Here is a 21,521-nt window from a genome sequence, read left to right on the forward strand (position 1 = left end):
CGTCGGAAGCTGTCGACGTGGGGAGCACGATCATGCGCAGGAGCGTCCGGGCGGTCATCGCCCTGGTCATCACGGTGCTGGCGGCCTCGCTGCTCGCCGCACCTGCCAGCGCGGCGGACGAGGCCATCGTGCCCGGCACGCCGACCGTGTCCGGACGCGCGCAGTACGACGGGACGCTGACTGCGGTCCCCGGTGCGTGGACGCCCGGCGACGTCACGTTCTCGTACCAGTGGCTGCGTGACGGCGCACCGGTCGGGAGCGACTCACCGGCCAACGTCACGCGCCGGCTCACGAGCACGAACGACATCGGGCGGACGTACGCGGTGCGGGTGACGGCGACCCGGGACGGCTCGGCGCCCGTGGCGGCGACCAGCGCCAGGACCCGCCCGGTCGCGAAGGGAACGATCACCCGCACGGCTCGGCCGAAGATCTCGGGCAGCCCCAGGTACGGGCACCGGCTCACCGGCACATCGGGGTCGTGGTCACGAGGTGTGCGGTTGGAGTACCGCTGGCTGCGCAACGACAAGCCCATCAGCGGTGCCACGGGCCGCCACCACACGGTCGGTCCCTCGGACGTGGGCGCGAAGATCCGCTTCCGGGTCAAGGCCAAGCGCACCGGCTACTCGACCGCGACGGCACGATCGACCGCGGTGACCGGGCAGCACGTCCGCAGCGTCCGCAAGGTCGTCACCTACCGGGTCGCGACCCGCGGCTCGATCAGCACGAGCCTGACGACGTTCAAGAGGCAGGCCCAGGAGACGTATGACGACCCGCGGGGCTGGCGCGCGATGGGTGTGCGGTTCAAGCGGGTGTCGAAGGGCGGTGACTTCACCCTCGTGCTCAGCCAGGCCTCGAAGGTCCCGAGCTTCTCCTCCGGGTGCAGCTCGACCTACAGCTGCCGGGTGGGACGCAACGTCATCATCAACCAGACCCGCTGGCTCAAGGCCAGCCCGGCCTGGAAATCCCGCAAGGGATCGGTGCGCAGCTATCGCCACCTGGTGGTCAACCACGAGACCGGGCACTGGTTCGGTCGCGGCCACGTGGGGTGCGGAGGCAAGGGCCAGGCCGCGCCGGTGATGCAGCAGCAGTCCAAGGGGCTCGGCGGCTGCACGATCAACCCGTGGCCCAAGAAGAACGAGCTCCACGCCCCCCGCTACGGCTGGTGACCGGGGCGGAGGCTAGCCGGCCTTCTGTGCCTGGAGGATGCTGTCGCGCTCGTTGATCGTCAGACCGCCCCAGACGCCGTACGGCTCGCGGACGGCCAGCGCGTGCTCGAGGCACTGCTGCACGACCGGGCACACCGCGCACAGGGCCTTGGCGGCCGACTCGCGGGCGCGGCGACGGGGTCCGCGCTCGGCGTCGGGGGAGAAGAACGTCTCCGGGTCGGCCCCGCGGCACGCACCGTCGTACTGCCACTCGTAGGTCTCCTGGATGGGCATCGGCAGACGCGAGATGGAAGCCATGGCTCACACCTCGCTCGGGCGCGACATGCGCAGCTGGAAGACGTCGATGTAGCCGGCCGCGAAGCCCGCCTCGCAGTACGCCAGGTAGAACTCCCACATCCGTCTGAACGTCTCGTCGAAGCCCTGGTCGTGGATCGTGGCCCAGTTGGCGTTGAACCTCTCGCGCCACTGTCGCAACGTGCGGGCGTAGTCCTGACCCAGCGACCGCTGGTCGGTCACCGCGAGCGTCGTGTGATCGGCCAGCGTGTGGTCGATCGCCTCGAGGGACGGGATCAGGCCGCCCGGGAAGATGTACTTCTGGATCCAGCCGTACGAGTCGCGCGTGGCCAGGTAGCGGTGGTGGGCCATCGTGATGGCCTGGATCGAGACCTTGCCGCCGGGGGCCAGGAGCCGGTCGATCGTGGCGAAGTACGTCGGCCAGTACTCCTCGCCGACCGCCTCGATCATCTCGACGCTGACGATCGCGTCGTACTGACCGGTGACCTCGCGATAGTCCATGAGCCGCAGGTCGACCTCGACGCCTGCGTCGGCGAACCGCTCCTCCGCGAGGACGGCCTGCTCCTTGGACAGCGTGATCGTGGTGACGTCGGCGCCGCGCTGGGCCGCGCGGATCGCGAGGGCGCCCCAGCCGCTGCCGATCTCGAGCAGCCGGGTGCCGGCGGTGACGCCGGCCTGGTCGAGGATGCCGTCGATCTTGTGCATCTGGGCGGCCTCGAGGTCCTGGTCGGGCGTCGCGAACCAGGCGGCCGAGTACGTCATCGAGGGGTCGAGGAACTGCGCGAACAGATCGTTGGACAGGTCGTAGTGGGCCTCGATGTTCTTTTTCGAGCCGGTCAGCGAGTTGCGCTGCTGGTGCGGCAGCTTCTCGTCGACGAAGACCCGGAACTTCTGCAGGGGCACCGGCACGATCGTGGCCATGCGCTCGGCGAACGGCCGCAGGAGGTCGGCCAGGTCGGTGTCGGGGCCGGCCGTCCAGTCGCCGGCCATGTAGGCCTCGCCGAAGCCGATCTTGCTGCCGGCGCCGAGCCGCGCGAAGAACGCCTTGGGGCGCACGATGCGCATCTCGGGCGAGGACGCGTCGCCCGCGCCCCAGACCGTCCCGTCGGAGAACGTCAGACGGACCGGGACGTGCTTGGCCGTCGGGCGGAGGATGGCACGTGCGGCGCGCGCCTTGAGCGGGGTGCGAGGGGTGTGGGCGATGCCGGGCCAACGAGCGGTGGCGAGCTGCGTCATCGGGTGCCTTCCTGCGGTTCGTACGCCGGTCGCGGAACGACCGGCAGTCTGCGGATCCAGAGCCATGCACCGTGTATTCGGATCAGAAGGCTGGTGCGATGGGTCATGAATGGCATCTTGATGAGAAGTTCTGCGAGGTGCCGCCGGGTGGCCGGTCGGGGCGTCCCGCGGAAGGTCGCGCTGAACACCGCCTCGCCGTCGTGACGCAGCACGATGCTGGACGAGATCTGCTCGGCTGCCAGCACGAATCGCAGGTCGTACCTGCCCTCGACCGCGAAGAACGGCGAGACGTAGAACGCCTTGTCGACCTCGGTGCGGCCGGCGTCGTCGGGCTGCAGGAGGTACGCGTGCCGCTCGCCGTACGTGTTGTGCACCTCCGCGACGATGCAGGCCAGCGATCCGTCCGGTGCGATGGCCCAGAAGACGCTGAGCGGGTCGAACGTGTGACCCAGCACTCGCGCGTTGGCGAGCATCAGCAGTCGGCAGCCGGTCACGTCAACGCCGTGGGCGGCGCAGAACCGCTCGATGTTGGCGCGGATCGTGGCGCCGGGGTCGCCGATGTGGTCCGCGGCGCGGAACGTCGAGAACGCGCTGAACGGGCGGCCCATGCGCGGCAGGTCGTCCACGTCGACCAGCCACTGGTAGACGCGGTGCGAGAACCGGTGACGCAGCGGGGTGCGCCGGGTGTGCGCGACGGTGCCCTCCACCAGGGCCGGCAGCTGGGGGAGCGTCCGGAGCCCGCCCTCGGGCTGGACCGTGCTCACCATGGGGATCCCAGCGCCTCCGCAGCCGCGACGCCCGAGCGGCAACCGTCCTCGTGGAATCCCCAACCGTGGTACGCCCCCGCGAACACGGTCTGCTCGCTCGAGAGGGCCGCGAGACCGGCCTGGGCGGCCACCGACTCCGTGGTGTAGATCGGGTGCGTGTACGCCATGGTCGCCACGACGGTCGTGGGATCGATGCTCTCGGTCGAGTTGAGGGTCACGAGGAACGGGTCGGTGCTCTCGATGCCCTGCAGCCGGTTCATCCAGTAGGTGACGGCCGAGTGCTCGCTGCGGGTCGAGCAGTCGTCCATCCGGTAGTTCCAGGCCGAGCGCGCCGCCTCGGCGCCGGGCAGCAGCGACGGGTCGCGGTGCAGCACGACCTCGTTGTCGGAGTAGGCGAACGCCCCCAGCACGCGGCGCTCCTCGTCGCTGGGATCGGTGAGCAGCGCGAGCGCGTCGTTCGCGTGCGTGGCGATGACCACGGCATCGGCGTGGTGGAGGTCGCCGTTGGTGTCGATCAGCTCGACCTGGTCGGGCTTGCGGGTGACCGACCGGATGCCGACCCCGGTGCGCACGTCGCCGATCGCGTCGACGACCTTGTCGACGTACGTGCCCGATCCGCCGACGACCGTGAACCACTGGGGCGAGCCCTTGATGGACAAGAAGCCGTGGTGCTTGAGGAACTCGAACAGATAGCGCGCGGGGTAGGACAACGCGGTCTCGTGCCCGGACGACCACACGCACGACACGACCGGGATCGCGTAGTGGGAGATGAAGTGGTCCGAGAAGCCGTTGATGCGCAGGAAGTCCCCGTACGTCAGGGGGTCCGTCGGTGACTCCTCGGAGTCGAGCAGCCGGTTGGCCAGTCGCCCGAACCTCTTCACCGCGAGCAGCAGGCGCAGGTGGCGCACGTCCAGGAGGCGTCGCCTCTGGGCGAACACGCCCTTGCCGCCGCGCCCGCCGGCGTACTCGAGCCCGCAGCCGTCGCAGCGGATGCTCATGCTCATCTCGGTGGGGTGCACCTCGACGTCGAGCTCCGCGAAGAGGCGCCGCAGCAGGGGATAGGTCCGGTCGTTGTGGACGATGAAGCCGCTGTCGACGCGGTGGGTCGCGTCCGCACCCTCGACCGTGTGGGTGTGGGCGTGGCCACCGACCCGCCCGTCGGACTCGAAGACCGTGACGTCGTGGTCCCGGCGAAGGAGATAGGCGGCGGTGAGACCCGAGACGCCGGATCCGATGACAGCGACCCGGCGCCGGGCAGAGGACGATTCCATGTCGGGGATTCGTCGCTAACCGGCAGCCGGATGGGTGTCCTCGACGTCCTCGTTGGCCCGTTTGCTCGCCTCGGCGATCTCGAAGATCTCCGTGCCGAACGCGCCGACCTCACGCGTGATCTGTCGAGCCGTGTCGAACAAGATGGCCACGACGTGGCCGGCACTGCCGATGGCCGCCTCGGTCGACTGCTGCAGGACGTCCTTGACGATCTCTCGCCGACTCAGCGCCATGGCGTCCCCTCCTGATTGACCTAGGAGGCCAAGTGTGACGCACCAGCGGTCTCAAGGCGACGTGCGGCCTCTTCACGCTTGGCGCGGCGCAGCGCCTTGCTCTCGGGGCTGTTGCCGATCTTGTAGGGATCGCTGGGCTTCTTGCCGAGCTTGGCCAGCTGGCGGATGACGCTGCCGAGCTGCTTGGAGAGCCGACCCGTGTTGTAGTGCAGGCCGTACTTCTCGACCAGACGGTTGACGTCCTCGGCGACCTCGGGGTAGCGACGGGCCGGGATGTCGGGGAACAGGTGGTGCTCGATCTGGTAGCTCAGGTTGCCGGTCATGACGTGGAACGGCTTGCGACCGGTGATGTTGGCCGAGCCCAGCAGCTGGCGCAGGTACCACTGGCCACGGTTCTCGTTCTGCGCGTCCTCTTCCTTGAACGTCTCCACCTCGGCCGGGAAGTGGCCGCAGAAGATGATCAGGAAGGTCCACACGTTGCGGATGACGTTGGCCGCGACGTTCGCGCCGAGGATCGCGACCGGCGCCCACCAGCCCATGAACGGGACGAGGGCCAGCCCGAGTGCCGGCCAGGCGATGTAGTCCTTGAAGACCTGCTTGCGGATCTTCTTGAACGCGCGCTTCTTGCGGCCCTCGAAGTCCTCCTTGGAGATCTTGCCGTGCAGGTACTGGTCGAGCTCGACGCCGTGGTACATGATGCCCCACTCGAACACCATCATCAGGGCGGTCGCGAGCGGCAGGTTGAAGCGGTGGCTGGGGTACCACGGCTGGTCCTCGTCGATGCGGAACATGTTGTAGCCGATGTCCCGGTCCATGCCGTGGATGTTGGTGTACGTGTGGTGGATGTAGTTGTGGCCGTGCTTCCAGTCCTGGGCCGGCGCGATGTTGTCCCACTCGTAGCGGGCGCCGTCGATCATCGGATCGTTCATCCAGTCGTACTGGCCGTGCATGACGTTGTGGCCGATCTCCATGTTGTCGAGGATCTTGGCCACGGCGAGCGAGCCGATGCCTGCGATGAACGCCGGCGGGAAGAACGGCATGAAGATGCCGATGCGACCCACGACCTCGGCGCCACGCTGGATGCGGATGACCCGGCGGATGTAGTCGGCGTCCTTCTGTCCCAGGTCGTCGAGCACGCGCTGGCGCACGGCGTCGAGCTCACGCCCGAACTCCTCGAGCTGCTCGTACGTCATGTAGTCCAGACCGATCGTGGCCGGCCTCTCGGACGCCGGGTTGATCAGCGTCAGGGGAGCGGTGTTGTGGTTGCTCGCACTCCGCGGCTTGATGGGCGCGTTCTTGGTGAACTTGCGGGTGATGGCGGTCGTGAGGGCGGCCATGGTGATCTCCTTGGCTCAGAGGGCGACGTTGACGTCGCCGATGGGGACCTGGACACAGATCTTGATGGTCTCGTCGGTGCTTGCGTTGATCTCGCCGCTGACGACGTGGCGGACGGCGCCGCTGTTCTTCTTGACGGCGCAGGTGTTGCAGACGCCCATGCGGCAGCCGAACTCGGGCTTGAGGCCCGCTTCCTCGGCCTGGACGAGGATCGTGGCACCGCTGTTGGGGGCCTCGATACCGGCGTCGTCGAACGTGAGCGCGCCGGTCGCGTCCGCAGCGCCGAGGTCGACGCTCGGCACCTTGAAGTACTCGACGTGCAGCTGCTCGGCGGCGCCGAGCTCGTCGTAGGTGTCACGGACCGACGCGATGAGCCCCGCAGGGCCGCACGCGTAGGTCAGGGTGGTCGACGGGTCGATGCCGAGGTGCTTGAGGTGGTCGACGTGGAACCGGCCAGCGAGCTCGGCTCCCGGCTCGGGCTCGCGCGTGTAGACCCGCACGACCCGGAAGTCGGATGTCGCGGCGATCTCGTCGAGCTCGTCGGTGAACATCTCGTCGTCGCGGGAGCGCGCATAGTGCAGGAACGTGACGTCGCCCGTGTGGTGGGTGTCGCGCAGCGTGCGGAGCATCGACATGACGGGGGTCGCGCCCGATCCGCCGCTGACGAGCAGGAGCGGGGAGGAGACCTCGCGGGGGAGGACGAACTCGCCCTCGGCCTGCGACAGGAAGACGATCGTGCCGGGCTGGAGCTCGTGGTGCAGGAACTGCGAGACGTAGCCGTCGGGGTGCGCCTTCACCGAGACGCTGAACGTGCCCTTGCCCGCGGTCTGCGAGCTGGAGACCGAGAAGACGCGCACGCGACGCTTGCCGTCGACCTCGACGCCGAACTGGACGTGCTGGCCGGGACGGAAGCCCTCCCACGCGCCGTTGGGGCGCATGACGACGGTGCTGGCGACGCCGGTCTCACGGCGGACCTCCACGACGCGGGCGCGGACGTTGCCGGCCGCGAGCATCGGGTGGATCTGCTCGAGGTAGTGATCGACCGTGAACGGAGAGGTCAGGGACGCAACCGGGCGCGAGGTGAGCGCCTTGCGGATGATGCCCATGCGGACCCCTCACGGGTTGAGTGAACGTGCGTACACTCAAAGTCTGCACGAGGTGCCCGCCGGGCGCAACCGACACGCCGCGTGACCTGACGCACCATCGCGACACCTGTGCACCGAAAGCCCCGCGCTACCCTGACGGCATGACCGAGTCGGCGCAGACAGCCTCGCGCCAGGAGCAGAAGGAGCGCACCCGACAGGCGATCCTCAGCTCCGCGCTCGAGCTCGCCCAGACGCAGGGCTTCGCGCAGATCAGCCTGCGCCAGGTGGCCCGCCACGCCGGCATCGTGCCCACGGCCTTCTACCGGCACTTCGACTCGATGGACGAGCTCGGACTGGCACTGGTCGAGCAGTCGTTCTCGACGCTGCGACGGATGATCCGCGAGGCCCAGCGCGATCCGCAGGTGTTCGAGAACATCATCGACGCCGCAGCCGTGGTCCTGGTCGAGACGGTCAAGCAGAGCAAGGCCCACTTCGCCTTCGTCGCCCGCGAGCGCGTCGGTGGCTCCGAGGCGGTCAGCCGGGCGATCAATCACGAGCTCGAGCTGTTCGTCAGCGAGCTCGCCGTCGTGCTGGCGCGGTTGCCCAACATCGAGAACTGGTCGTCCGAGGACGTCCAGATGGTCTCGCGGCTGTTCGTGCGCAACATGGTCTCGAACGCCGAGGAGGTCGTCGCGATGCCCGACAACCGGCCCGACCTCGAGGAGAAGATCAAGGAGGGCGCGCGCCGGCAGATGCGGCTGATCGTCATCGGGTTCCGCGACTGGCGCAGCTGAACCGCCCGGCAGGTGTCAGCTGGTGCGGGCGACCTGCTGCGCGCCGAACGAGTCCTGCGCCGCGGTGGCGAGGTTGTCGAGGGCCTGGGCGAAGATGTCGTCGCCGATCGAGTCCTCGAGCTGCGCCAGGACCGTGGGCTCGGCGCTGAACTCGGCCGACCACGTGACGTACGCGCACTGGTGGCCGGCGTCCTCGACGAGGATCGTGGCGCGGTGGTCCTTGATCGGGAACGGCGGGTCGGGCATGTGGTACGAGAGGGTCATGCCTTCGTCGTCCTGCTCCACGACGGTCACCACGAGATCGGCCGGGGCCTCCGGGCCGTCGGCGTAGATGCGGAGCTTGGGGTGCCACTGAGAGAAGTCGTTGGCCATGGACCAGACGACGTCTGCCGGTGCGGCGACGAACGTACGACGTGAGATGCGGGGCATGGATGTCCTCTGGTACGACAAAAACGGTATCTGTCATTCAACCCTGAGCCGGGGCTCAGTGCCCCATTGTTGCAGTGAGGCATTTCTCACTCGTCACTCGTGGCCCATCAGCGACAGCATCTCGAGCCGGGGTTGCCACCCGAGGGCGGTGTAGAGACTCCTGCCCTGCGCCGAGGCCGCGAGGACGCCGCGGGTCGCGCCGCGTCCCACCGCCTGACGGGTCAGCGTCGTCATGACGTGCCGGCCGAGACCCCGTCGTTGGAACGCCGGAGTCGTCTCGACCGCGTCGAAGGTCGCCCAGCCGTCGTGCACCCCGACCGAGCCCTCGGCCGCGACAGTCTCGCCTGCCTCGACCGAGTAGGTCGTGCGGTGGGCGTCGACCGTCCACCGGAACGTGAGGCCGTGGGCCAGGGGAGGGACGTCCTCGTCCGTCAGGTCTGCCGACATCAGGGTCTCGTCGTCCCGGTCGATGCGGACGCCCGGGGGCAGCCGCGCGGTGAGGTAGGGGCCGACGTCGCGGCCCACGACGGTCAGCATCGCGCGCGGGTCCCCGGCGACGTGTCGCGTCAGGTCCGTGAACGTCTCGACTCCCGGATCGAGGCAGACGAGCTCTGTCTCCCGGCTCGGCGATGCGACGTGCATGAGCGGCCAGCCGTCGAGCTCGGTCCGGCGGATGCCGCGGATGCTCGCCCACGTCGTGAGCCATGCGTCGATCAGCTCTGTCGGGTCGTCGATGGCCATGTCCGGATCCTTGCACGCCGGATTCGCTAGGATCGTGACTGGTTGTGCAGCAGCCGTGTGAGTGACATGCATGAGGACGATGGACGAGCACGCGGGGGAGCACGTATGACACAGGACCTGACGGTGGCGATCCGGGACGAGCACCCGTACGTCATCCTCGACGTGGTCGGCGAGATCGACATCGCCACCGCATCCGTGCTGCGTAACGCCATGATCGAGGCGACCGACACCGGAGCGAGCAGGCTCGTGTTCGACCTGAGCCGCGTCACGTTCGTGGACTCGGTCGGTCTCGGTGTGTTCGTGCTGGCCCGCAAGAAGATGCACCTGCGCCGCGGGACCGTCGACATCATCGCCTCGACGCGACGCGTCCTCGCGATCTTCAAGCTCGCGGGTCTGGAGCAGGCATTCCGCATCCGGCCGACCCTGGAGGCCCTCGCCGCCGAGGACGATCCCGCCGAGCCCGCCTAGCCCCACAAGAAAAGTGTCCCCGCGCCGTTGGTGCGGCCGGGGACGTCGAGCCCGTGCCGCTAGATAGGGCGGCCGGTGCTGAGACCAGCGTAGCCGACCGCCCCGCCGGTCAGCACGTCACTCGATGGACGTGGCGTCCGGGTCCTGCTCGGCTGAGTCGTCGCCCTCGGCGGGGGACGAGTCCGGTGCCTCGGTGTGCGCCGGGTCGTCGGGTCCCTCGGCGGGCTGCTCGGGGTGCGGTGTGGTCATGAGATCTCCTCTCGGTCACCCCGCTCGTACCCCGCCCTCGGCGGCTCAAGCCCGGGTCCGCCACGCATCGCCTCGGCGGGATATCGTGGAGCATGAGCGTATCGAAGAAGATTGAACTCCACGGCGGCGTCCTGGTGGCCCACGACGGATCTGTTCCCGCCGAGGCGGCCCTGCGCACCGCGGTCCGCGTGGCCGCCGGACTGGGCAAGCCGGTCACGGTGGTCCGCGCCTGGACCATCAGCACCGCACCTCGTCCCGAGACTGCTGCGCCCGGATACATGCCGCCGTTCGAGGACTTCGAGGCCGCGACCCTCGCCGCCCTCGAGAAGGACGTCGCCGGTGTGCGAGCCGACAACCCCGACGTGCCGATCACCGCGGCGGTCGTCCACGGCAGCGCCGCCGAGCGGATCGTCGAGGCCTCGGACCAGGCGGACCTCGTGGTCGTGGGCAGCCGCGGACGCGGCGGCTTCCCGGGGCTGCTGCTCGGCTCGACCAGCGACCAGGTCGTGCGCTACGCGAAGTGCCCCGTGCTCGTCGACAAGGCGGTCGGCGGCAACATCCCGGAGCCCGAGACCACGTCCGACACCGAGGAGATGGAGCGCGCCCTGCTCAGCGAGCTCAAGCTCGACTGAGCCGGCAGCGGCTCACATGCTGCCGGTGTCGAGATAGCGCTGGTGCCAGCTGAGCGCCTCGTCGAGCAGGTGCGGCGTGTGCCGCGCCTCGGGGCGCTCGGCTCGCGCGCGATCGAGATAGTCCTGCAGGGCCGGCCGGAACCTCGGGTCGGCGCACCGCTCGATGATCTTGACCGCGCGGTCGTTGGGCGAGGAGCCCCGCAGGTCGGCGATGCCGTGCTCGGTGACGATCACCTGCACGTCGTGCTCGGTGTGGTCGACATGGCTGACCATGGGCACGATCGCGGAGATCGCCCCGTTCTTGGCCGTCGACGGGGTGAGGAAGAAGTTGAGGAAGGCGTTGCGGGCGAAGTCGCCGCTGCCGCCGATCCCGTTCATGATCGCGCTGCCCATCACATGGGTCGAGTTGACGTTGCCGTAGAGATCGGCCTCGAGCATCCCGTTCATCGCGATGATCCCGAGCCGGCGGACCAGCTCCGGGTGGTTCGAGATCTCCTCGCTGCGCAGCAGGATGCGGCCCTTGTACGCGTCGATGTGGTCCATGAAGCGGCGGACGCCGATCTCGGACAGGCCGAACGAGGTCGCGGACGCCGCGCGCAGCGTCCCGCTGTCGAGCAGGTCGAGCATCCCGTCCTGGATCACCTCGGTGAACGCGACCAGGTCTGTGAACTCGCTGCCGTCGAGTCCCGCCAGGACCGCGTTCGCGACGTTGCCCACGCCTGACTGCAGGGGCAGCAGGCCGGGGGGCATCCGGCCCGCCGAGACCTCGTGCCGCAAGAAGTCCACGACGTGCTCGGCGATCGCGGCCGAGGTCGCGTCGCTCGGCGCGAACGGCGTGTTGCGATCGGGTCGGTCCGTCTCCACGACCGCCACCACCTTGGCGGGGTCGACCCGCAGATAGGGCTCGCCGATGCGCTGCATCGGGTCGGTCAGAGGGATCGGCTGGCGCATGGGAGGCAGGGCCGTGCCGTAGTAGATGTCGTGGAAGCCCTCGAGCTCACGGGGCTGCCAGTGGTTCACCTCGAGGATGACCCGGTCCGCCTGGTCCAGCCACGTCTTGTTGTTGCCCACGGACCCGCTCGGGACGAGCAGACCGCCGGGGAGCACCGCGGTGACCTCGATGACCGCGACGTCCAGGTTTCCGTAGAAGCCGAACCACATGTGCTGCGCGGAGTGGCTGAGGTGGGCGTCGATGTAGTCGACCTCGCCGGTGTTGATGAGCCGGCGCATGACCGGATCGGAGTTGTAGGGAAGTCGGCTCGAGACTCCGTGCGCCTCCGCCAGCACCCCGTCGGCGTCCGGCGCGGTCGATGCCCCCGTCCACAGGCCGATGCGGAACTCGTCACCGCGGTCGTGGGCAGCGACGATCTGGTCGTGCAGGGCTGCGGGAGTCGCCTTGGGGTAGCCGGCACCCGTGAACCCGCTGAACCCGACGTTGTCGCCGTGGTGGATGTGCGAGGCAGCGTCCTCCGCACTGGTCACTCGGGTGCTCAGGACGGGGCAGGTGATCCGCGCGGACATGGGCTCCATTGTGCTGGGCGCGCCTCCGCCCCCGCGACCCGCATGCGCCCTCGGCTGCGTCAACCCCCGAAAGACCCTGGAAATTCAGCGGCTGCGGGGTTAACGTGTGGCAAGCCCACCGCTCCGGCGACGGGCGGCAGGCGACCCCCCTACGAAGACGGCACCCCCGACTTACGCAGACGGGACGTCCGCCTCTTCTGCACCCCGGTCCCGCAAGGGGCCGGGGTGCCTCCCCGTTCGGGTCGTGTCGTTCTGAGATGTGCGAGGACCACGCCGTGTCTAGGCTGGCCGGATGGAATCTCGAACGCTCGCCACCAGCATCGGTCTGCCGGTCGCCGCAGCGGCTCTCGGGTCCGTGGCCACCGCCACTGGCACCAGGAGCGCCTGGTATCGCACCCTGCGCAAGCCGGCGATCCAGCCGCCTCCGGCGGTGTTCCCGGTCGTGTGGACCGCGCTGTACGCCCAGATCGCGCTGGCCTCCGCCGACGCCCAGTCCCACATGACGCCCGAGCAGTCACGGGCCTATCGCGGCAAGCTGGCGGCCAACATGGTCCTCAACGCGGGCTGGTGCTGGTCGTTCTTCCGCGGGCACCGCCTCGTCCCGTCCATCGTGGTGGCCGGCGCGCTCGCCACCAGCACGGCCGATCTCGCCCGGTCGGCGGGCAAGGCCTCGCCGCGGGCCGGCTGGCTGCTGGTGCCCTACGCGCTGTGGAACAGCTTCGCGACGATCCTGACCACGGCGATCTGGCGCAAGAACAGCTGAACGCCGCTACATCTCGAAGACGAGACGCGCGGAGACCTCCCCGGCGAGCACCTGGGCCATCGCCTCGTTGACCTGGTCGAGGCGGCGGGTCTCCGCGATCACCCGCGTACGTCCACGGGCGTGCAGGTCGAACACCTCGGCCAGGTCCTGGCGGGTGCCGACGATCGAGCCGATGATCTGGATGCCCTTGAGGACAGTGAGGAAGATCGGGATGCTCATGACCCCCTCGGCAGGCAGCGCGACGCAGACGAGCCGCCCCCCGCGGTTGAGGGAGGCAAAGGCCTGGTCGAACGAGGTGGGCGACACGGCGTACGCGAGGGAGACGTCCGCACCGCCGAGGGTGGCGATCGCCGTCACCGGGTCCACCTCGGCCGCGTTGACGACGTGGTCGGCACCGAGGGACGTCGCGAGCTCGAGCTTCGCGTCGTCGATGTCGACGGCGATGACGACTGCGCCGACCAGGCGTGCGTACTGCACCGCGAGATGGCCGAGACCGCCGATGCCGAACACGGCCACCTTCTCGCCCGGTTGCACGTGCGCGACCTTGACCGACTTGTACGACGTGACGCCCGCACAGCTCAGCGGTGCGGCGTCGACGGGGGAGACTCCTTCTGGCACGCGGACCGCGAACGCGGCGTCGACGAGCGCGTACTCGGCATAGGCGCCGTCGATCGAGTAGCCGCTGTTCTCCTGCCGCTCGCACAGGGTCTCGCGGCCGTCGATGCAGTAGCGGCAGTGACCGCACGCGTGACCGAGCCACGCGATCGCGACCCGGTCACCGACCGCTCGCTCGGTGACGCCCTCGCCGAGACCGGTGATGATGCCCACGCCCTCGTGGCCCGGCACGAACGGCGGGGCGGGCTTGACCGGCCAGTCCCCGTGTGCCGCGTGGATGTCGGTGTGGCACAGCCCGGAGGCCTCGATGCGCACGACCGCCTGCCCGGGTCCGGGGTCGGGGACGGGGCGCTCCTGCAGCTCCAGGGGCTGGCCCAGCTCGGTGACGACGGCAGCTTTCATCGGGACTCCTCGGGCCTCGGGAGTCTCAGCCTGTCGCGCGCCGGCCTGGTGCCGTAGGGCCGACTGCCCTGACGTGATGGACCTAGGTCCTCAGCCGCGTGTCTCAGGCGCCGCCTGCTGGCAGCTCCTCGAGCAGGACGTCGGGGTGCTCACGAGCTGCGTTGTTGGCCCGCCACTTGTCGATGAAGAGGGCGAGGTACGTGCCGTCCGTGCGCTGCAGGACCTCACAACCGCGCGCGCCGCGCAGCTCCTGGGCGCCGTCGGCGTCGGTGCGGCGTGCCACCTGGTAGTCCAGCCGGGTCAGTCGGATGGGCGAGTTGAACTCGTGTGTCATGCGCTCCTCGACGACCTCGAACTGCAGCGGGCCGACCGCGGCGAGCACCGGGCTCTGGTCGCCGCGCAGGTCCGACCGCAGGACCTGGACCACGCCTTCCTGGTCGAGCTGCTCGATGCCCCGACGGAACTGCTTGTAGCGTCCGATGTCGCGCGCGGTCGCGGTCATGAAGTGCTCGGGCGCGAAGCTGGGCACCGGCGGGTACTCGATCTTGTCGCCGAGGTGCACCGTGTCACCGACCCGCAGCGCCTGTGCGTTGACGAAGCCGATGATGTCGCCCGGCGAGGCCTCCTCGACGGCGCTGGTCTCACGGCCGAACAGCGACTGCGCGTACTTCGTCGCGAAGGGCCGGCCCGTCGAGGCGTGGGTGACGATCATGCCGCGCTCGAAGGTCCCGGACACCACACGCGCGTACGCCATCCGGTCCCGGTGGGAGCTGTTCATGCCCGACTGCACCTTGAACACGAAGGCACTGAAGTCGTCCTCGACCTCCCTGACCGAGCCGTCCACGCCGGCCGTCGCGCTCGGCGCGGGGGCCAGGTCCAGCAGCAGGTCCAGCAGCTGGGCCACGCCGAAGTTCTGCAGCGCGGAGGCGAACATGACCGGCGTGGTCTCGCCGGCGAGGAACCGCTTCTGGTCGTGATCGGCATCGTCGAGACCGAGCAGCTCGTGCTCGTCCATCGCCGCTGCCCAGGCCTCCGCGTCGACGTCCTCGACCTCGTCGGCCGACATCCGGCGCTCCGGCGCGCGGGTGGCTCCGCCGGCGGTGCGCGTGTACTTCACGAACTCGCCGGTGCGGCGGTCCAGGACGCCGCGGAAGTCGCCCGCCTCGCCGACCGGCCACGTCAGCGGGGTGGGACGCAGCTTGATCTGCCGCTCGATCTCGTCCATCAGGGCCAGGGGTGACAGGCCCGGCCGGTCCCACTTGTTGATCACGGTGATCACCGGGATCCCCCGGAGCGCGCACACCTTGAACAGCTTGAGGGTCTGTGGCTCGAGCCCCTTGCCGGCGTCGACGAGCATCACGGCCGAGTCGACCGCGGAGAGCACGCGGTAGGTGTCCTCGGAGAAGTCGCTGTGACCGGGGGTGTCGACCAGGTTGACCACGTGGTCGCGGTAGACGAACTGGAGCGCAGCGGACGTGATCGAGATCCCGCGGGCCTTCTCCATCGCCATCCAGTCCGAGACCGTGGCGCGCCGGTCGCCCTTTCCGTGCACGGCACCGGCCTCGGTGATGACTCGTGCGTGGAGGGCGAGTGCTTCGGTCAGCGTGGACTTGCCGGCATCGGGGTGGCTGATCACTGCAAAGGTGCGGCGGGGGCGTTTGTCGGGCACCTAGCGAATTTACCGGTCTGCGTGCAATGCGGCGGAGGCCGGGTCCGTGCTGAGCACCCGGATCGCGAGCGAGGTCGTGGCCTCGACCCCCAGATAACCCACGACCGTGTGGACGCGATGGGGATCGAGCGGGAGCAGCCCCGGGGTGCCCGGGACGTCAGGGGTCAGCCCGAGGTCGAGGTCGTCGCGTCCCGACATGATCTGCACGTTGAAGTCGTAGCGCTCGCGGGCCCCGGCCGCGGTGAGCCGCCGGACCACGGTCGCGCCCATGCGGCGGGCTCCGGTCTCGGCCGCCCAGGAGTCCAGCGTCGCAGCGACGACGCGTCCCTCGTTCTGGTCGATGTCCGCCCAGACGCCGCGCATGGGGCCTGCCTGGGTCAGCAGCACCGCCGCGGTCTTCTCCCCGATGCCGGCGACCCCGGGAAGGTTGTCGCTGGCGTCCCCGCGCAGGGCGGCGAAGTCGAGGTAGTGCTCGGCCTCGACGCCGTACATCGTGACCAGCCGGGCCGGGTTCAGCAGCGGGGAACCGCTGATGCCGCCGTTGATGAGGCGCAGCACCTGGGTGTGCTCGCTGATGTGCGCGAATGCGTCACGGTCCGAGGTGATGATCACGCAGCTCCACCCGTGCTCGCGCGCCCAGGTGGCGCCCGCGGCGCTGACGTCGTCGGCCTCGAGGCCCGGGGGAGTCAGGGTCGCGAGGCCCAAGGCGTCGAGCAGCGCCCCGGCGCGCTCGAGCTGGTCGACGAGGGCGGCGTCCTTGTCGGCCCGTCCTGCCTTGTAGTCGGGGTAGAGGTCCCGGCGCACGGACGCGGCCCGGTCGTCGAGCCCGAAGATCACGGCATCGGGCGCGAACCTGTCGATCGCCTCGAGGATCTGGCACAGCATCCCGTGGAGCGCCCACACCGGTCGGCCCGACCGGTCGGTGATCTGGGTGTGGGCACGCGCGTGGTGGTTGCGGTGCAGGAGCGAGGGGGCGTCGACGACCAGCAGCAGCTTGCGGGGACGATCTGGTGCGGTAGGCATGGGGTGGTCGTCATCGTACGGGCGGCGCACAGGGGCCCGTGGGTCACCCGGCCGGCTGGTCGCGGGTCACCAGGACCGGGCAGCGGGCCGCTCGCAGCACACGTCCGGCGACGGGGCGCGCGATCAGGGAGCCCTGCTCGACCGGGCGCGGCCGACCGAGCACCAGGAGCCCTGCGTGCTCGCTCGCTCGCAGGCACGCGTCATCGGCCTCGTCGGCCACGACGTTCGTGACGACCCGGACTGCGGGGTGCTCGAGCTTGGCCCGGGCCACGAGGCCGTCCACCACCGCGTGCGCGTGATCGGCTTGCGTCTTCGCCAGTCGTGGGGCCACGGCGTGCAGCACGCGTACGCGGGCGTGTCGCAGCTCGGCCTCCTCGAAGGCCGCGCGCAGCAGGCCGACCGACACGGTGTCGAGGTCGACCGCGACCACGACGTCGCTCCACGAGGGGGAGGGGGCGACCACGTTCTCGGGCACGACGAAGACCGGGCACTCCGCGTTGCGCACGAGCCACCGTGCGACCTCGCCCCCGATGAGTCGCTCGAACCACGGCACGTCGTCGGTGCCGACGACCAGGCACGACGCCGAGCGGCTCTCGTCCATGAGTGCGGAGGCCGGGCTCTCGGTGCGCAGGGCGTACTCGACCGAGGGGGCGGCCGGCGCCTGCTCGATGAAGCGCCGCCCGGTCTCGAGGACCGCCTTCCCGTTCGTCCGGAGTCGCTCACCCTTTTCGTCGGTCCGCCGCTCCGACGGCATCCAGATCGCGTGCACGACACGCATCGCCTCGTGGCGGCGGTTGGCCTCGGCGATCGCGAACGTGAGGGCGTACGGCTGATGTCTCTTGACGCCCACCACCACCCGGCTCGTGGTGCCGGTGGACTCCGCGGGCGTGGTGGCGTCGTCGGTCATGAGGACTGTCCGGGGGTGCTCATGACCTCATCATCCCCGTCGCCACCCGCGGGTGTCACCTCCCGGTGTCCTCCTCGGCAGTTCCGAGTTGACGTGCCCTTTGGCGCCACCACTGATAGGAACCCTCCAGGACGCCGAAGGCAGATAGAGCCGCTGCAATGCCGGCGCCCCATCGGCTGGGGGCTTCAGTTGCCGAGATGAACCCCGTGAACGAGACCGCAAACCAACCAGCACACACCAAAATCCATGGGCCTGGGGCGGTGCGGCTTTCCGGGCGCGAAGCGTCGATTGCTGAATGGCGTGTACGCGCTATGTAGATGGCCAGCAGGGTGCTGCACAGAGCGTACGAGAGGAGAACTTTTAGTCCGCCCGATAGGACCTTCTCAAGCGAGAGGCCGGTCTTCACCAGCTTGGCTCCTCCCCAGACGAGTGAAAGAGGTGCGAAAAAGGTGACCTGGCACGGAACTCCTCGCACGCGAGAAGACGCGACCGGTTTTCAGAGCGGCGACATCCCGGGCCGTTTGGCCGAGACCCCGTCCCCGATCGATCGTCCGGTCAGGCGCCGGTACGCCCACGGGCCGACGAACGTCCGTGCCCACCCCAGATCGGTGCGCAGCTGCGCTCGGCGGGAGAGGCCACCGACGTCGGGCAGGTCGAACCGGTGACCGTGGGGGACACCTAAGGTGTCGAGGACCTCGAGTGCCGCGCGGTGATGGCCGACGGGGGACAGGTGGACGCGGTCGACGTCCCACAGGCGCACGTCCTGGGCCTCGCGGATGCGCCAGTTGTCGACCAGCACCGTGTCGCGGTCGTCGGCAACCTCCCGGATCAGCTCGTTGAAGATCGCGATGCGACCGCGCAGCGCGGAGAACGGTCCGGACGCGGCGGCTCCGTGCGTGAAGAGGACGACCGTTGCTCCTGCGTCGTTGGCGCGTCCGACCGCGGCGTCGATGTCACCCACCAGGGCGTCCAGGTCGATCCGGATGCGAAGGATGTCGTTGCCCGCTCCTTGGAGGGTCAGTAGATCGGGCTCCAACGCGAGTGCGGGACCGAGCTGTTGCTCGATGATCTCGCCGATCCGGTGGCCCCGGATCGCGAAGTTGGCGTACCCGAAGTCGTCCGAGCTCGTCGCGAGCACCTCGGCGACGCGATCGGCCCAGCCGCGTACGCCGTTCGGACGGGTCGGGTCGGGGTCGCCGACCCCCTCGGTCCAGGAGTCGCCGATGGCCGCGTAGCGGTGGAAGGTCGTCACGGATCCACCCTCTCACCGCAGGGCTTTTCACACTCGCGGAGGACGTTGGGCCCTTCCGACCGCGACGACCGCGACGGTGGGATGTCACCAGAGCGGAGGGGACCCTTGCCATCATCACGTCGCGCCGGGAAAGACGCGGCGTCGCCCCCGGAGGTGACGCTCCCGTTCTGGAGCATCCCCGCCGACGAGGTGCTCGCGAGGCTCGGCACCACCGCCGAGGGACTGACCGCCGAGCGCGCCGGCGCCGTGCTGAGCGATGCGAAGGCACGGGGGACTCTCGCTGCGTCGGAGCCGCCGGCGTGGCGCCTGCTGGTGCGGCAGTTCACGACCCCCATCGAGCTGATCCTGGTGCTGGCGACCGTCCTGTCCGGGGTCCTCGGAGACTGGACCGATGCGGGGATCATCCTCGTGATCCTGGCGCTGTCCGGCGTGCTGGGGTTCGTGCAGGAACGCCACGCGAGCGCGGCGATGAAGGCGCTGCTGGCCTCGGTCGAGGTGACGGCACAGGTATTGCGCGACGGCACCCCGGCTGCAGTGCCGATGGACGCCGTCGTACCGGGGGACGTCGCGCTGCTGAGCGCGGGTGACCTGGTGCCCGGCGATTGTCGCGTGCTGACCTCACGAGACCTGGCGGTCGACGAGTCGGCACTGACCGGTGAGACCTTCCCGGTCGAGAAGGCCCCGGAGGCGGTCCCGGCATCGGCAGCCGTCTCGGACCGCACCGACGCGGTGTTCCAGGGCACGCACGTCTCCAGCGGCACGGCCACGGTCGTCGTCGTCCACACCGGGGCTGCGACGGAGATCGCCGCCGTCTCGTCGCGGCTCGTCTCGCCCACCACGCCGACCGGCTTCGAGCGCGGGATGACGGCCTTCGGCCTGCTGCTTGCACGGGTCATGCTGGTCCTGGTCGGGGTGATCCTCCTGGTCAACCTCGTGCGCGACCGCAGCGTGCTCGACTCGGTGCTGTTCGCCCTCGCGCTGGCGGTCGGGGTGACTCCCCAGCTGCTGCCGGCCATCGTCAGCATCAGCCTGGCCCATGGCGCGCGAGCTCTCGCGCGGAAGCGCGTCATCGTTCGCCGACTCGACGTCATCGAGGACTTCGGAGCGATGCGGGTGCTGTGCTCGGACAAGACCGGCACCATGACGGAGGGCCGGATCGAGCTGGGCTCCGCACTGGCCTGTGACGGGGTCGAGAGCTCCGCGGTGGCTGACCTGGCGGCGCTGAACGCGGGCCTGCAGAGGGGGTGGAAGAACCCCATCGACCAGGCCATCGTCCGTGCCCGCCCGCCGGAAGAGGACGTCGTGGCGCTGGACGAGCTGCCGTACGACTTCCAGCGCAAGCGGCTGAGCGTCCTCACCCGCCGGGCCGGGGGTGCGGAGCCGCTGATGGTGACGAAGGGCGCGCTGTCGGACGTGCTCGACGTCTGCACCCACGCCCGCACGCCGACCGGGGTGGTGGACCTCAGCGAGGTGGCCGAGCAGGTCCAGCGCACCTTCGCGACCCTCAGCGCCGGCGGGTTCCGGGTGCTCGGCCTCGCCACCCGATCCCTTCCGGCTGATCGTCTCGAGCTCACCGACGAGTCGCAGATGACGTTCGTCGGTCTGCTCACGTTCGCTGACCCGGTCAAGCCCGACGCGCCCGCCGTGGTCCGCCGGTTGCGGGACGCGGGGGTCTCGGTGCGCATGGTCACCGGAGACAACCGGCTCGTCGCCGCGCACGTGGCGGCGGCGGTGGGACTGGACATCTCGCGCGTCTGGACCGGGTCCGACATCGACGCGCTGGACGATGCAGCCCTCGCGGCCACGGTGCCCACGGCAGACGTGTTCAGCGAGATGAACCCGCTGCAGAAGGAGCGGGTGGTGCACGCGCTCCGCTCGCACGGGGACGTCGTGGGATATCTCGGCGACGGCATCAACGACGCCCCGTCGCTCCACGCCGCCGACGTCGGCATCAGTGTCGACACCGCGGTGCCCGTGGCCAAGCAGTCCGCGGCGATCGTCCTGCTCGACAAGGAGCTCGAGGTCCTCCTGCGCGGCGTCCACGAGGGACGTCGCACGTTCGCCAACACGATGAAGTACATCTTCATGACCACCAGCGCGAACTTCGGCAACGTCCTCAGCATGGCGATCGCCGCTGTTGTGCTGCCCTTTCTCCCGCTGCTGGCCGGCCAGATCCTGTTCGTCAACCTGCTGTCGGACCTCCCGGCGGCTGCGATCGCCACCGATCGGGTCGACGCCCACCAGATCGAGCGACCGCAGGGCTGGGACACGCGCCTGATCGCCCGTTACATGGTGGTGTTCGGTGCGCTCAGCACCGTCTTCGACCTGACCACGTTCGCTGTCCTGCGGTGGGGGTTCGACGCCGATGCCACGGACTTTCGCAGTGCGTGGTTCGTCGGCTCGGTGCTGACCGAGGTCGGGGTGCTGTTCGTGCTGCGCACCCGCCGGCCGGCCTTCCGCAGTCGGCCCAGCACGCCGCTCGTGCTCATCTCGATCGTGGTGGCGGCTGTGGCCGTCGCGACGCCGTACTCCGGCGTCGCCGGGCCGCTTGGCCTCGCTGCGGTGCCCGGACCCGTGCTCGCCCTCGTCGTCCTCATCACTCTCGGCTACCTGGTGGCCACCGATCGCCTCAAGAAGGTCTTCTGGCGGGTCGCGTCGCGGTGAACGCTGA

Annotated in this window: 22 protein-coding genes; 6 read left to right on the forward strand and 16 right to left on the reverse strand. The window is 69.6% G+C overall.

Going from position 1 to position 21,521, the window contains the following annotated elements:
* The first annotated feature begins 17 nt into the window (after window positions 1-17).
* Window positions 18-1,166, forward strand: a complete 1,149-nt coding sequence (locus GEV26_RS06305; RefSeq protein ID WP_153652272.1) for a DUF3152 domain-containing protein — start codon at window positions 18-20, stop codon at window positions 1,164-1,166.
* 12 nt (window positions 1,167-1,178) lie between these two features.
* On the opposite strand, the gene GEV26_RS06310 is transcribed toward GEV26_RS06305, so the two are convergent.
* Genes GEV26_RS06310 through GEV26_RS06340 form a run of 7 tightly spaced genes read right to left on the reverse strand, consistent with a single transcriptional unit; the run spans window position 1,179 to window position 7,406 of the window.
* Window positions 1,179-1,463 carry a WhiB family transcriptional regulator gene (locus GEV26_RS06310; RefSeq protein ID WP_153652273.1) on the reverse strand — a complete coding sequence of 95 codons (285 nt, stop codon included), beginning with the start codon at window positions 1,461-1,463 and terminating at the stop codon, window positions 1,179-1,181.
* Between the two features lie 3 nt (window positions 1,464-1,466).
* Window positions 1,467-2,696, reverse strand: a complete 1,230-nt coding sequence (locus tag GEV26_RS06315; RefSeq protein ID WP_153652274.1) for an SAM-dependent methyltransferase — start codon at window positions 2,694-2,696, stop codon at window positions 1,467-1,469.
* Window positions 2,693-3,460, reverse strand: coding sequence for a DUF1365 domain-containing protein (locus GEV26_RS06320; protein ID WP_243838969.1), 768 nt, complete (start codon window positions 3,458-3,460; stop codon window positions 2,693-2,695). The genes GEV26_RS06315 and GEV26_RS06320 overlap by 4 nt, the downstream gene beginning before the upstream one ends.
* A complete protein-coding gene (locus GEV26_RS06325; protein WP_153652276.1) occupies window positions 3,457-4,734 on the reverse strand; it encodes an NAD(P)/FAD-dependent oxidoreductase in 1,278 nt (425 codons plus the stop codon). The genes GEV26_RS06320 and GEV26_RS06325 overlap by 4 nt, the downstream gene beginning before the upstream one ends.
* Before the next feature lie 15 nt (window positions 4,735-4,749).
* The gene (locus GEV26_RS06330; RefSeq protein WP_153652277.1) at window positions 4,750-4,965 is read right to left on the reverse strand and encodes a hypothetical protein; all 216 of its coding nucleotides are present in this window, start codon (window positions 4,963-4,965) and stop codon (window positions 4,750-4,752) included.
* Between the two features lie 20 nt (window positions 4,966-4,985).
* Complete coding sequence (locus tag GEV26_RS06335) at window positions 4,986-6,302, reverse strand: fatty acid desaturase family protein (protein ID WP_153652278.1); 1,317 nt, start codon at window positions 6,300-6,302, stop codon at window positions 4,986-4,988.
* A gap of 15 nt (window positions 6,303-6,317) precedes the next feature.
* Window positions 6,318-7,406 carry a ferredoxin reductase gene (locus tag GEV26_RS06340; protein WP_153652279.1) on the reverse strand — a complete coding sequence of 363 codons (1,089 nt, stop codon included), beginning with the start codon at window positions 7,404-7,406 and terminating at the stop codon, window positions 6,318-6,320.
* A gap of 140 nt (window positions 7,407-7,546) precedes the next feature.
* Here GEV26_RS06340 and GEV26_RS06345 point away from each other — a divergent pair, with 140 nt between their 5' ends.
* A complete protein-coding gene (locus GEV26_RS06345) occupies window positions 7,547-8,179 on the forward strand; it encodes a TetR family transcriptional regulator (protein WP_153652280.1) in 633 nt (210 codons plus the stop codon).
* A 15-nt stretch (window positions 8,180-8,194) separates the two neighbouring features.
* Here the strand turns inward: GEV26_RS06345 and GEV26_RS06350 are convergent, their stop codons facing one another.
* Both GEV26_RS06350 and GEV26_RS06355 read right to left on the reverse strand, forming a co-directional pair.
* The gene (locus GEV26_RS06350) at window positions 8,195-8,608 is read right to left on the reverse strand and encodes an SRPBCC family protein (protein WP_153652281.1); all 414 of its coding nucleotides are present in this window, start codon (window positions 8,606-8,608) and stop codon (window positions 8,195-8,197) included.
* A 93-nt stretch (window positions 8,609-8,701) separates the two neighbouring features.
* Entirely contained in the window at window positions 8,702-9,349 is a 648-nt protein-coding gene (locus tag GEV26_RS06355) for a GNAT family N-acetyltransferase (protein WP_194839979.1), read from the reverse strand.
* A 105-nt stretch (window positions 9,350-9,454) separates the two neighbouring features.
* Here GEV26_RS06355 and GEV26_RS06360 point away from each other — a divergent pair, with 105 nt between their 5' ends.
* Complete coding sequence (locus GEV26_RS06360) at window positions 9,455-9,817, forward strand: STAS domain-containing protein (protein ID WP_194839980.1); 363 nt, start codon at window positions 9,455-9,457, stop codon at window positions 9,815-9,817.
* A 117-nt stretch (window positions 9,818-9,934) separates the two neighbouring features.
* Here the strand turns inward: GEV26_RS06360 and GEV26_RS18140 are convergent, their stop codons facing one another.
* The gene (locus tag GEV26_RS18140) at window positions 9,935-10,066 is read right to left on the reverse strand and encodes a hypothetical protein (protein WP_255489194.1); all 132 of its coding nucleotides are present in this window, start codon (window positions 10,064-10,066) and stop codon (window positions 9,935-9,937) included.
* A 92-nt stretch (window positions 10,067-10,158) separates the two neighbouring features.
* Here GEV26_RS18140 and GEV26_RS06365 point away from each other — a divergent pair, with 92 nt between their 5' ends.
* Window positions 10,159-10,698 carry a universal stress protein gene (locus tag GEV26_RS06365; RefSeq protein WP_153652284.1) on the forward strand — a complete coding sequence of 180 codons (540 nt, stop codon included), beginning with the start codon at window positions 10,159-10,161 and terminating at the stop codon, window positions 10,696-10,698.
* A 12-nt stretch (window positions 10,699-10,710) separates the two neighbouring features.
* On the opposite strand, the gene GEV26_RS06370 is transcribed toward GEV26_RS06365, so the two are convergent.
* The gene (locus GEV26_RS06370; RefSeq protein WP_153652285.1) at window positions 10,711-12,219 is read right to left on the reverse strand and encodes an acetyl-CoA hydrolase/transferase family protein; all 1,509 of its coding nucleotides are present in this window, start codon (window positions 12,217-12,219) and stop codon (window positions 10,711-10,713) included.
* Between the two features lie 292 nt (window positions 12,220-12,511).
* On the opposite strand from GEV26_RS06370, the gene GEV26_RS06375 reads away from it, so the two are divergent.
* Window positions 12,512-12,982, forward strand: coding sequence for a TspO/MBR family protein (locus GEV26_RS06375; protein ID WP_153652286.1), 471 nt, complete (start codon window positions 12,512-12,514; stop codon window positions 12,980-12,982).
* Window positions 12,983-12,988: 6 nt separating this feature from the next.
* Here the strand turns inward: GEV26_RS06375 and adhP are convergent, their stop codons facing one another.
* The 5 genes from adhP to GEV26_RS06400 all read right to left on the reverse strand — a co-directional run bounded on the left by adhP (window position 12,989) and on the right by GEV26_RS06400 (window position 18,850).
* Window positions 12,989-13,999 carry an alcohol dehydrogenase AdhP gene (gene adhP / locus GEV26_RS06380; protein ID WP_153652287.1) on the reverse strand — a complete coding sequence of 337 codons (1,011 nt, stop codon included), beginning with the start codon at window positions 13,997-13,999 and terminating at the stop codon, window positions 12,989-12,991.
* Window positions 14,000-14,102: 103 nt separating this feature from the next.
* Window positions 14,103-15,668: a peptide chain release factor 3 gene (locus GEV26_RS06385; RefSeq protein ID WP_153652288.1), complete on the reverse strand. Its 1,566-nt coding sequence runs from the start codon at window positions 15,666-15,668 to the stop codon at window positions 14,103-14,105.
* Window positions 15,669-15,677: 9 nt separating this feature from the next.
* Window positions 15,678-16,691 (reverse strand): 5'-3' exonuclease, encoded by a 1,014-nt coding sequence (locus tag GEV26_RS06390; protein ID WP_153652289.1) that lies wholly within the window; start codon window positions 16,689-16,691, stop codon window positions 15,678-15,680.
* A gap of 43 nt (window positions 16,692-16,734) precedes the next feature.
* Window positions 16,735-17,598 (reverse strand): universal stress protein, encoded by an 864-nt coding sequence (locus tag GEV26_RS06395; RefSeq protein ID WP_153652290.1) that lies wholly within the window; start codon window positions 17,596-17,598, stop codon window positions 16,735-16,737.
* A 496-nt stretch (window positions 17,599-18,094) separates the two neighbouring features.
* Window positions 18,095-18,850 (reverse strand): SGNH/GDSL hydrolase family protein, encoded by a 756-nt coding sequence (locus GEV26_RS06400; protein ID WP_153652291.1) that lies wholly within the window; start codon window positions 18,848-18,850, stop codon window positions 18,095-18,097.
* 153 nt (window positions 18,851-19,003) lie between these two features.
* On the opposite strand from GEV26_RS06400, the gene mgtA reads away from it, so the two are divergent.
* A complete protein-coding gene (mgtA, locus tag GEV26_RS06405) occupies window positions 19,004-21,514 on the forward strand; it encodes a magnesium-translocating P-type ATPase (protein WP_208431032.1) in 2,511 nt (836 codons plus the stop codon).
* Window positions 21,515-21,521 lie beyond the last annotated feature (7 nt).

Source organism: Aeromicrobium yanjiei, assembly GCF_009649075.1.
Taxonomy (GTDB): domain Bacteria; phylum Actinomycetota; class Actinomycetes; order Propionibacteriales; family Nocardioidaceae; genus Aeromicrobium; species Aeromicrobium yanjiei.